This window comes from Pseudomonas sp. S04, from assembly GCF_009834545.1.
In the GTDB taxonomy this organism is placed as follows: domain Bacteria; phylum Pseudomonadota; class Gammaproteobacteria; order Pseudomonadales; family Pseudomonadaceae; genus Aquipseudomonas.
Map to the genome: position 1 here is coordinate 751,680 of NZ_CP019427.1, position 10,821 is coordinate 762,500.

The window sequence follows — 10,821 nt, forward strand, 5'->3', positions numbered from 1 at the left end:
ACTAATGCCCGGCCTGCCACGGCTGTCCCAGCGACATCGGCGCATACAGGCGTGTGCGCACGGCGTCGCGTGACAGCAGCACCAGCACCAGGATGGTCGCCACATAGGGCAGCATCGCCAGCAAGCTGGAGGGGATGGCCAGTCCCAGGCCCTGGGCGACCAGATGGACGATGCTCGCCAGCCCGAACAGGTAGGCCCCCAGCAACAGGCGCCAGACGCGCCAACTGGCGAATACCACCAGCGCCAGGGCGATCCAGCCGCGTCCGGCGCTCATGTTTTCCGCCCACATCGGCGTGTAGGCCAGCGACAGATAAGCCCCGGCCAACCCGGCCATGGCGCCGCCGAACAACACCGCCAGGGTCCGCACCCACAGCACCGGGATGCCCATGGCGCTGGCGGCGTCGGGGTTCTCGCCGACGGCCTGGATGATCAGTCCCACCCGGCTTTTGAGCAGCACCCAGGCCACCACGGCAAACAGGGCAAACGACAGGTACACCAGCAGGTCCTGGGCAAACAGCATGCGCCCGATCAGCGGGATCTCGCTGAGCCAGGCAATGGCTACCGGTTCGAACCCGGCCAGGGGTTTGCCGACCCACGCCGCGCCGACGAATGTCGACAGGCCGACGCCAAAGATCGTCAGGGCCAATCCCGTGGCCACCTGATTAGCATTGAACACCAGTGCCACCAAGGCAAACAGCGCCGACAGCAGCATGCCGGCGGCCATCGCCAGCAGCACGCCGAGCCACAGCTGGCCACTGTTCAGGGCGACGATGAAACCGATCACCGCGCCAAACAGCATCATGCCTTCCTGGCCGAGATTGAGGACCCCGGTTTTTTCACAGATCAGTTCACCCAGCGCCACCAGCAACAGCGGTGTGCCGCAGCGGACCATGGCGTAGAAAATATTGCCCAGCAGATCGATATCCATCACAGCGCTCCTGCTTGCACGTGGGTCACCGGGTCACGCCGCATCCAGCGCAGGTTCAGCCGGGGTCGATAGAGGATCAACACATCACAGGCCAGGAGGAAAAACAGCATCATCCCCTGGAACAGCTGGGTGATGGCTGGTGGCAGGTTCATGCTCATCTGCGCGCTCTCGCCGCCGAGGTACAGCAGCGCCATCAGCAGGCTGGCAAACAGGATGCCGATGGGGTTGAGCCGACCGAGAAAGGCCACCGTGATCGCGGCATAGCCATAGCCCGGCGACACTTGCGGCACCAGTTGGCCTATCGGGCCGCTGACTTCGCAGACCCCGGCCAACCCGGCCAGCCCTCCGCTGATCAGCAGCGCCAACCAGACCAGGCGCTTGTGGCGAAAGCCGACGAAGGCTGCTGCGCGTTTGTCCAGGCCGAGCACCTTGATCTGAAACCCGATAAAACTTTTCTGCAGCAGCACCCACACCGCCACCAATGCCAGCAGGGCGAAATACACCCCGGCGTGCACCCGGCCATCTGCGGTGAGCAACGGCAAGCGACTGGCCTCGCCGAACATTGCCGACTCGGGAAAGTTGAAGCCCGCCGGGTCCTTCAAGGGTCCGTGCACGCAGAACAGCAACAGGTTCAGGGCGATGTAATTGAGCATGATGCTGGTGAGGATTTCGTTGGCGTTGAAGCGCGTGCGCAGCCAGGCGGTGAGCCCCGCCCATAGCGCGCCAGCGAGGGTCCCGGTACTCAGGACCAATACCAGCGCCCAGCGGCTTTGCCAGTCGATGAGGTGCACCGCCACGGCGCTGCCCGCCAAGGCGCCGAGCAGCAATTGGCCTTCGGCGCCGATGTTCCAGATGCGCGCTTGATACGCCACCGCCAGGCCCAGCGCGCAGAGCAGGATGGGCAAGGCCTTGACCAACAGTTCGCTGACGCCATAACCGTCGCTGATCGGCGCGATCAGCAGGGTGTGCAAGGTCAGCAGTGGGTCATGACCCAAGGCGATGAACAGCAGCGAACCGCAACCCAGGGTCAGGGCGGCGGCCAGCAAGGGCGAGCACCAGAGCATCAGGCGCGAATGCTGGCCACGGGGTTCTAGGGAAAGCAGCATGGGGGAAACTCCGTCAAGCCAGCACAGGTGCGAGTGAGTGAGGGGTGTCGAATTGGCCGGCCATCCAGGTGCCGACTTCGCTCAGGGTGGTGCCCGCCGTTGCTTGTTGCGCCGACAAGCGCCCGCCACACAGGGCGGCCAGGCGGTCGCTGATGTGCAGCAGTTCGTCGAGGTCTTCGGAGATCACCAGGATCGCTGCCCCGGCATCGCGCAGGGCAATCAGCGCGCGGTGAATGGTCGCCGCCGCGCCGACATCCACCCCCCAGGTCGGGTGAGCGGCGACCAACAGGCGCGGCTGCTGGAGGATCTCGCGACCGAGGATGAATTTCTGCAGGTTGCCGCCGGACAGACTACGGGCCGCAGCCTGGGCACCCGCGGCCTTGACCGCGAAGCGCTGGATGATGGTCTCGGCCAGCGCCACGACCTTGGCACGCTGGATCAGCCCGTGGCTCACCAGGCCCTGTTGGAAGGCCGTGAGCAGGGCGTTGTCGGCCAGGCTCAACTCCGGCACCGCCGCATGCCCGAGGCGTTCGGCCGGGACAAAAGCCAAGCCCAGCCGCCGCCGCGCATCGGGCGGCAAGTCGGCCACCGCTTGGCCCGCGAAGGCGATGCGCGAGGCGTCCTGGCGCGGCAGGCGCTGCTCGCCGCTGAGCAGGGCCAGCAACTCGTCCTGACCATTGCCAGCCACCCCGGCAATGCCGACCACCTCACCGCTGCGCACCTGCAGGTCAATGTCGTGCAGCGAGCAGCCGAACGGGTCCGGGTTGGCCCACGACAGACCGCTGACCTTGAGGAACGGCGCGCCGCCACTGGCCTTGGGGTAGTCGGCGAGCCACTGCGCGGCGTCACCGACCATTAGCTGCGCCAGTTGCTGATCGGAACACTCCGCGGGCCGGCAATGCCCGGCCACGCGGCCGCCGCGCAGGACGGTGGCGCTGTGGCAAAGGGCGCGCACTTCTGCGAGTTTGTGGCTGATGAATAGAATGCTACAGCCCTCGCTGGCCAGGCGGCGCAGGGTGACGAACAGTTCATCGGCCTCCTGCGGGGTCAGCACCGAGGTCGGCTCGTCGAGGATCAACAAACGAATGTCCTGCATCAGGCAGCGCACGATCTCGACCCGCTGGCGCTCGCCAATCGACAGGCTGTGGACCAGGCGTTGCGGCTCCAGTACCAGGCCGTAGCGCTGCGCCACCTCGCGGATTTTCGGCGCCAGGGCCTGTGGCGCCCCGGCTGCCGCGCCCATGGCCAAGGCGATGTTCTGCGCCACCGTGAGGGTTTCGAACAGGGAAAAATGCTGGAACACCATGCCGATGCCCAGGCTGCGGGCCTGGGCCGGATTGCGCAGGCTGACGCGCTGGCCTTGCCAGTGCATGTCCCCCGAGTCGGCGTGGGTGACCCCGTAGATGATCTTCATCAGGGTACTTTTGCCAGCGCCGTTTTCACCGAGCAGGGCGTGGATTTCGCCGGGTTGAATGCACAGGTCGATGCCATCGTTGGCCAGGCAGCCGGGGTATCGCTTGCTGATGCCGTGCAGTTGCAGGCGTGGCGTTGGAGCGGGGATCGGGACGGGGTTTGGCATCACAGGCTCGGGTCGTTGAACGAGAGGCCTGTGGCAAAGCAATTTCCTGGCCATTGAGTCAGGAAAGTCCTGAAAGGCACAGTGAGCCGGGTTCTGTTGAAAACATCGAGCGGGTGCGGCTGGCGGAGCAGGCACCACTTCGGGGCGCACCTGGAGGTCGTGGTGCAGTAACGTCCGGAAAATAATTGGTTAAAAAATGATCATCAACCTGCGACCTATGCCAGCTATGCCACTGCGCCAGTCATGAACGGGTTATCCACAGGTTGCTCCACAGTATTTGTGCGCAAGCCAAAGAACCGGGCATAAGCACCATGGGCCTTTGTTCTATAGCTGCTAAAGCGCTCTAAGCAATTGTTTTGCAGTGTAAATGACCTGTAGAACAGGCAATTGGATGAAAACTGATCAATGCCCGCAAAGCCACGTGACAGAAGGGTTACAGCGCTATGTACTCAGGTTATCCACAGTCGGGTGCACAGCGCTTGTGGGCAAGTGTCAGCCTGCCGGTTATGCCCCAAAGCATTGCAGCCGGGCTGTACATAAAATAACCAGCGTTCAGCGCTGCAGCAAAATCCGCCCGCGGCTCAGGCCTGCCAGTTGTGCCTGCAAGGTGTCGATCTGCTGTTCGGCCACGGCCAACTGCAAGTGCGCGCCATTGCTAGTGAACTGTTCATCCACCACCAGGCCACCGGACTCGGCGACCCGTAACTTAACCAGCGCCAGTTCACTGAACGCACAGTCGCAAGCGATCGGCACGCGGCTGATCAATTCGATTTTTGCCGCGCCCTGCAGGCATTTGTTGGCGCTGCCGCCGTAGGCCCGGGCCAGGCCGCCGGTGCCCAGCTGGATGCCGCCGTACCAACGAATCACCAGTACCGCCACCTGGTCGCAGTCCTGGGCTTCGATCGCCGCCAGTATCGGCCGCCCTGCGGTGCCGCCGGGTTCGCCGTCATCGCTGCTGCGGTATTGGTCGGCGAACTTCCAGGCCCAGCAGTTGTGTGACGCATTCAGGTCGCTGTGCTGTTCAAGGAAGAGCTGCGCCTCGGCGCTACTGGTGATCGGTGCCGCGAGGGCGATGAAGCGGCTTTTGCGAATCTCTTCGCGATAGTCGCAAAGGCCGGCAAGGGTAAAAGGCATGGTGACTGTCTTAGATAGCGGGAGTGAGGCCGCAGCCCTTGAGGATGATGCGGGTCAGATTGTTGCCGGCGTCTTCCATGTCCTGGCGGGTCAGCTTGCTGCGACCGGTGACGCGACAGATCTGGGTGGCGAAGTCGGCGTAGTGCTGGGTGCTGCCCCACAGCAGGAAGATCAGGTGCACCGGGTCGACGGGGTCCATCTTGCCGGCGTCGATCCAGGCCTGGAACACGCTGGCGCGCCCCTGGAACCACGCGCGGTAGTCCTGATTGAAGTACTCGCTCAGGCACTCGCCGCCGCTGATAACTTCCATGGCGAACACCCGCGAAGCCTGGGGGTGGCGGCGGGAGAACTCCATCTTGGCGCGGATGTAGCGGGTCAGCGCCTCGGCCGGATCGTCCTCGGCGGTGAGGGTGTTGAAGGTGCTGTCCCACAACTCGATGATGTTGCTCAGCACCCCGATGTACAGGCCGAGCTTGTTGGTGAAGTAGTAGTGCAGGTTGGCCTTGGGCAGGCCGGCATTCTGCGCAATGGTGTTCATGCTGGTGCCTTTGAAGCCGTGCCGGGCGAATTCCACTTCGGCGGCCTTGAGGATGGTCTCCTCGTTTTTCTGACGAATACGGCTGGCAGGTTTACCGCTGTGGGCTGGGACTTCAAAGGTCATGGACGTTTCCGGGCAGGTCAGTGGGGGCGCCAGTGCGTTGATAACGCACCCACGGGCATCCGACAAGCCTTGGTGAGGTAAATGCCTGGTTTGCAGGGGCTCAACGCGTCGCCGCCAGGCTCTCGAGAAAGCTTTCCAGCACCAAATGCGGGCGCCGGCCCTTGCGCGTGACCGATGCCAGGCTCAGGTCATAAAAGCGTGAGCCTGGCTTGAGTGTTCGCAGGCGACCTTGCTGGACCCACAGGCTGGCGTAGTGATCGGGCAGGTAGCCGATGTAGCGCCCGGTCAGGATCAGGAACGCCATGCCTTCGCGATCGGAGGCGCTGGCGGTGCAATTGAGCGCCTGGTAATGCGCCTGGATTTCGGCGGGCAGGCGGAACGTCGGGGCAATCGCGTCCTGGCTGTTGAGGCGCGCGTCGTCCAGTTGCTTATCGTCGACGTAGAACAGCGGGTGGCCGACTGCGCAGTAGAGCAGCGACCGCTCGCTGTACAGCGGTTGGTACTCCAGGCCCGACAAGGCGCTGGCCTGGGGTACAACGCCGACGTGCAGGCGGCCGTCGAGGACACCCTGTTCGACTTCATTGGGCGCGATCATGCGGATCTGGATCTGCACATCCGGCCCGCGCTCCTTCAACTGAGCCAGGGCGTGGGTGATGCGCATGTGGGGCAGGGTGACCAGGTTATCGGTCAGGCCGATGGTCAACTCGCCGCGCAGGTGTTGGTGCAGGCCATTGACCTCGGTGCGAAAACTTTCCAGGGCACTTAACAGCTGCAAAGCCGACTGGTAGACCTCGCGACCTTCTTCGGTCAGGGAAAACCCGGCCCGGCCGCGCTGGCACAGGCGCAGGCCGAGGCGTTGCTCCAGATCGCTCATTTGTTGGCTGATGGCCGAACGACCGATCCCCAGCACGCTTTCCGCCGCCGAGAAGCCACCACACTCGACCACGCTGCGAAAGATCCGCAACAGGCGGATATCAAAGTCGCTGACTTGTGCCAGTGGATCGGGGCGGCGGCTGCTCATAGTTTAGTAACGGCCTGACTGAAGGTTAGAAAAGTTGGATTTCACCGACTTTATCGCCGTGGCAACTTAGCTGCAACAACGCTTTTAATCCCTACGCCGCTTATTGCATTGCGAGGTTTTGCCGATGAACCTGCCTGAAAACGCCCCGACGTCCCTGGCCAGCCAGCTCAAGCTCGATGCCCACTGGATGCCGTACACCGCCAACCGCAATTTCCAGCGTGACCCGCGCCTGATCGTGGGGGCTGAAGGTAGCTGGCTGATCGATGATAAGGGCCGTAGGGTCTATGACTCGCTGTCGGGCCTGTGGACCTGCGGCGCCGGGCACACCCGCAAGGAAATCCAGGAAGCGGTGGCCAAGCAATTGGGCACTCTCGACTACTCGCCGGGCTTCCAGTATGGGCATCCGCTGTCCTTCCAACTGGCCGAAAAAATCACCGACTTGACCCCGGGTAACCTGAACCACGTGTTCTTCACCGACTCGGGTTCCGAGTGTGCCGACACCGCGGTGAAAATGGTGCGTGCCTACTGGCGCCTGAAAGGCCAGGCGACCAAGACCAAAATGATCGGACGTGCCCGTGGATACCACGGGGTGAATATCGCCGGGACCAGCCTGGGTGGCGTCAACGGTAACCGTAAGCTGTTTGGCCAGGCGATGATGGATGTCGATCACTTGCCGCACACCTTGCTGGCCAGCAACGCTTATTCCCGTGGCATGCCCAAGGAAGGCGGTATCGCCCTGGCCGATGAACTGCTCAAGTTGATCGAACTGCATGACGCCTCGAACATCGCGGCGGTGTTCGTCGAGCCAATGGCCGGTTCCGCCGGCGTACTGGTGCCGCCAGAGGGCTACCTCAAGCGCCTGCGGGAAATCTGCGACCAGCACAATATCCTGCTGGTGTTCGATGAAGTAATCACCGGCTTTGGCCGTACCGGTTCGATGTTCGGTGCCGACAGCTTTGGCGTGACCCCGGACCTGATGTGCATCGCCAAGCAGGTCACCAACGGTGCGATTCCAATGGGCGCGGTGATTGCCAGCTCGGAGATCTACCAGACCTTCATGAACCAGGCGACTCCGGAATACGCGGTGGAATTCCCCCACGGCTATACCTATTCGGCCCACCCGGTGGCGTGCGCCGCAGGCCTGGCGGCACTCGACCTGCTGCAGAAGGAAAACCTAGTGCAGAGCGTGGCTGAAGTCGCACCGCATTTCGAGAATGCGCTGCACGGCCTCAAGGGCTCGAAGAACATCATCGACATCCGTAACTACGGCCTGGCCGGTGCAATCCAGATTGCCCCGCGCGACGGCGACGCCATCGTGCGTCCGTTCGAAGCCGGCATGGCCCTGTGGAAAGCCGGGTTCTACGTGCGCTTCGGCGGCGACACGCTGCAGTTCGGCCCAACGTTCAACAGCCAGCCACAAGACCTCGATCGCCTGTTCGATGCGGTCGGCGAAGTGCTGAACAAGATCGACTGATCGCCCCCAAAACAGTAGGTGCCGAGCTTGCTCGCGATGGCGGATCGATAGACGCCATCGCCTTTGGGCTACGTGCCAACGTTATCTATATATAGAAGGCGTCCCTCGGCGGACGCCGGTGAACAGAATTCAGGAGCCCCGCATGAGCCTCATCCCGCATTTGATCAATGGTGAACTGGTGACCGACAACGGTCGCACCGCCGACGTGTTCAACCCGTCCACCGGTCAAGCGATCCATAAAGTGCCGTTGGCCAGCCGCGAAACCATCCAGCAGGCCATCGACGCCGCCAAGGCCGCGTTCCCGGCCTGGCGCAACACACCTGCGGCCAAGCGCGCCCAGGTGATGTTCCGCTTCAAGCAACTGCTGGAGCAGAACGAAGCGCGTATCTCGCAACTGATCAGTGAAGAGCACGGCAAGACTCTGGAAGACGCCGCCGGTGAACTGAAGCGCGGGATCGAGAACGTCGAGTTCGCCTGTGCCGCACCGGAAATCCTCAAGGGCGAGTACAGCCGTAACGTCGGCCCGAACATCGATGCCTGGTCGGACTTCCAGCCCCTGGGCGTGGTTGCCGGTATCACACCGTTCAACTTCCCGGCCATGGTGCCGCTGTGGATGTACCCGCTGGCGATCGTCTGCGGCAACTGCTTCATCCTCAAGCCGTCCGAGCGCGATCCGAGTTCCACCCTGCTGATTGCCCAGTTGCTGCTGGAAGCCGGTTTGCCAAAAGGCGTGATGAACGTGGTGCACGGCGACAAGTCGGCGGTGGATGCGCTGATCGACGCGCCGGAAGTCAAAGCCTTGAGCTTCGTCGGGTCGACCCCGATTGCCGAGTACATCTATGCCGAAGGCACCAAGCGCGGCAAACGTGTGCAGGCGCTGGGCGGGGCGAAGAACCATGCGGTACTGATGCCGGATGCGGACCTGGACAACGCGGTCAGCGCGCTGATGGGGGCGGCGTATGGTTCGTGCGGCGAGCGTTGCATGGCGATCTCGGTGGCCGTGTGCGTGGGTGATCAAGTGGCCGATGCCCTGGTGGCCAAACTGGTGCCCCAGATCAAGGCACTGAAAATCGGTGCGGGCACTTCCTGCGGCCTGGACATGGGCCCACTGGTGACGGGCCAGGCGCGGGACAAAGTCAGCGGCTATGTCGATGACGGCGTGGCGGCTGGCGCCAAGCTGGTGGTCGATGGTCGCGGCCTGAGCGTGGCGGGGCATGAGGAAGGTTTCTTCCTGGGTGGCTGCCTGTTCGATAACGTCACACCGCAGATGCGCATCTATAAAGAAGAGATCTTCGGCCCGGTGTTGTGTGTGGTCCGGGTCAACAGCCTGGAAGAGGCGATGCAACTGATTAACGACCACGAGTACGGCAACGGCACCTGCATCTTCACCCGCGATGGGGAAGCGGCTCGCCTGTTCTGTGACGAGATCGAAGTGGGCATGGTCGGGGTCAACGTGCCGCTGCCGGTGCCGGTGGCGTATCACAGCTTTGGTGGCTGGAAACGCTCGCTGTTCGGCGACCTGCATGCCTATGGCCCGGACGGTGTGCGTTTCTACACGCGCCGCAAAGCCATTACCCAGCGCTGGCCACAGCGTGCAAGCCATGAAGCCTCGCAGTTCGCGTTTCCTAGCTTGTAACTCGCAAGCTAATGTGAAAAGGCCGCCCCAACGGGGCGGCCTTTGCGTTTTCAGGGCTTTTTTGACCTTTGTGACAGAAATATGAAAATAGCGGTTGACGGCAGATCTCAGGTGTCTATAATTCGCCCCACTTCCGGCGCAGTCGAAACGGAAAACTCCTTGGTAAACAATGAGTTACGCAGTTTTCGGCAGCAGGTTGCTTCAGTTCATCGAAGCGCGAAAGGAGTTGAAAAAGAGGTGTTGACAGCAGCGTGTAACGCTGTAGAATTCGCCTCCCGCTACCGAGTGATCGGAAGCGCAAGTGGTTGAAGTTGTTGAAGAATTCTTCGAAAGCTTCTGAAAAATACCACTTGACAGTAAATGAGGCTGCTGTAGAATGCGCGCCTCGGTTGAGACGAAAGATCTTAACCAACCGCTCTTTAACAACTGAATCAAGCAATTCGTGTGGGTGCTTGTGCTGTCAGACTGATAGTCAAAAAGATTATCAGCATCACAAGTTACTCCGCGAGAAATCAAAGATGTAACCAACGATTGCTGAGCCAAGTTTAGGGTTTCTTAAAAACCCAAAGATGTTTGAACTGAAGAGTTTGATCATGGCTCAGATTGAACGCTGGCGGCAGGCCTAACACATGCAAGTCGAGCGGTAGAGAGAAGCTTGCTTCTCTTGAGAGCGGCGGACGGGTGAGTAATGCCTAGGAATCTGCCTGGTAGTGGGGGATAACGCTCGGAAACGGACGCTAATACCGCATACGTCCTACGGGAGAAAGCAGGGGACCTTCGGGCCTTGCGCTATCAGATGAGCCTAGGTCGGATTAGCTAGTTGGTGGGGTAATGGCTCACCAAGGCGACGATCCGTAACTGGTCTGAGAGGATGATCAGTCACACTGGAACTGAGACACGGTCCAGACTCCTACGGGAGGCAGCAGTGGGGAATATTGGACAATGGGCGAAAGCCTGATCCAGCCATGCCGCGTGTGTGAAGAAGGTCTTCGGATTGTAAAGCACTTTAAGTTGGGAGGAAGGGCAGTAACCTAATACGTTGCTGTCTTGACGTTACCGACAGAATAAGCACCGGCTAACTCTGTGCCAGCAGCCGCGGTAATACAGAGGGTGCAAGCGTTAATCGGAATTACTGGGCGTAAAGCGCGCGTAGGTGGTTTGTTAAGTTGGATGTGAAATCCCCGGGCTCAACCTGGGAACTGCATTCAAAACTGACAAGCTAGAGTATGGTAGAGGGTGGTGGAATTTCCTGTGTAGCGGTGAAATGCGTAGATATAGGAAG

General features: G+C 61.4%; 8 protein-coding genes and 1 rRNA gene (1 of these 9 cut by a window edge). 3 read left to right on the top strand and 6 right to left on the bottom strand.

The window, feature by feature from the left end; all coding sequences use genetic code 11:
* Position 1: 1 nt before the first annotated feature.
* From PspS04_RS03235 to PspS04_RS03260, 6 genes are all read right to left on the bottom strand, one after another.
* Positions 2-928 carry an ABC transporter permease gene (locus PspS04_RS03235; RefSeq protein WP_095170225.1) on the bottom strand — a complete coding sequence of 309 codons (927 nt, stop codon included), beginning with the start codon at positions 926-928 and terminating at the stop codon, positions 2-4.
* Complete coding sequence (locus PspS04_RS03240) at positions 928-2,034, bottom strand: ABC transporter permease (protein WP_095170226.1); 1,107 nt, start codon at positions 2,032-2,034, stop codon at positions 928-930. The genes PspS04_RS03235 and PspS04_RS03240 overlap by 1 nt, the downstream gene beginning before the upstream one ends.
* A gap of 13 nt (positions 2,035-2,047) precedes the next feature.
* Positions 2,048-3,613, bottom strand: coding sequence for an ABC transporter ATP-binding protein (locus tag PspS04_RS03245; RefSeq protein WP_159993615.1), 1,566 nt, complete (start codon positions 3,611-3,613; stop codon positions 2,048-2,050).
* Between the two features lie 552 nt (positions 3,614-4,165).
* On the bottom strand, positions 4,166-4,747 hold the full coding sequence (locus tag PspS04_RS03250) for an IMPACT family protein (protein WP_159993617.1): 582 nt from the start codon (positions 4,745-4,747) through the stop codon (positions 4,166-4,168).
* A 10-nt stretch (positions 4,748-4,757) separates the two neighbouring features.
* Positions 4,758-5,408 carry a TetR/AcrR family transcriptional regulator gene (locus tag PspS04_RS03255; RefSeq protein WP_095170229.1) on the bottom strand — a complete coding sequence of 217 codons (651 nt, stop codon included), beginning with the start codon at positions 5,406-5,408 and terminating at the stop codon, positions 4,758-4,760.
* Between the two features lie 100 nt (positions 5,409-5,508).
* Positions 5,509-6,429: a LysR family transcriptional regulator gene (locus PspS04_RS03260; protein WP_095170230.1), complete on the bottom strand. Its 921-nt coding sequence runs from the start codon at positions 6,427-6,429 to the stop codon at positions 5,509-5,511.
* Positions 6,430-6,553: 124 nt separating this feature from the next.
* Between PspS04_RS03260 and PspS04_RS03265 the strand changes: the two genes are divergently transcribed.
* The 3 genes from PspS04_RS03265 to PspS04_RS03275 form a co-directional block, all read left to right on the top strand.
* Complete coding sequence (locus PspS04_RS03265) at positions 6,554-7,903, top strand: aspartate aminotransferase family protein (protein ID WP_159993619.1); 1,350 nt, start codon at positions 6,554-6,556, stop codon at positions 7,901-7,903.
* A 142-nt stretch (positions 7,904-8,045) separates the two neighbouring features.
* Positions 8,046-9,539: a CoA-acylating methylmalonate-semialdehyde dehydrogenase gene (locus tag PspS04_RS03270; RefSeq protein WP_159993621.1), complete on the top strand. Its 1,494-nt coding sequence runs from the start codon at positions 8,046-8,048 to the stop codon at positions 9,537-9,539.
* Between the two features lie 575 nt (positions 9,540-10,114).
* A 16S ribosomal RNA gene (locus PspS04_RS03275) occupies positions 10,115-10,821 on the top strand; it runs 830 nt beyond the window's last position.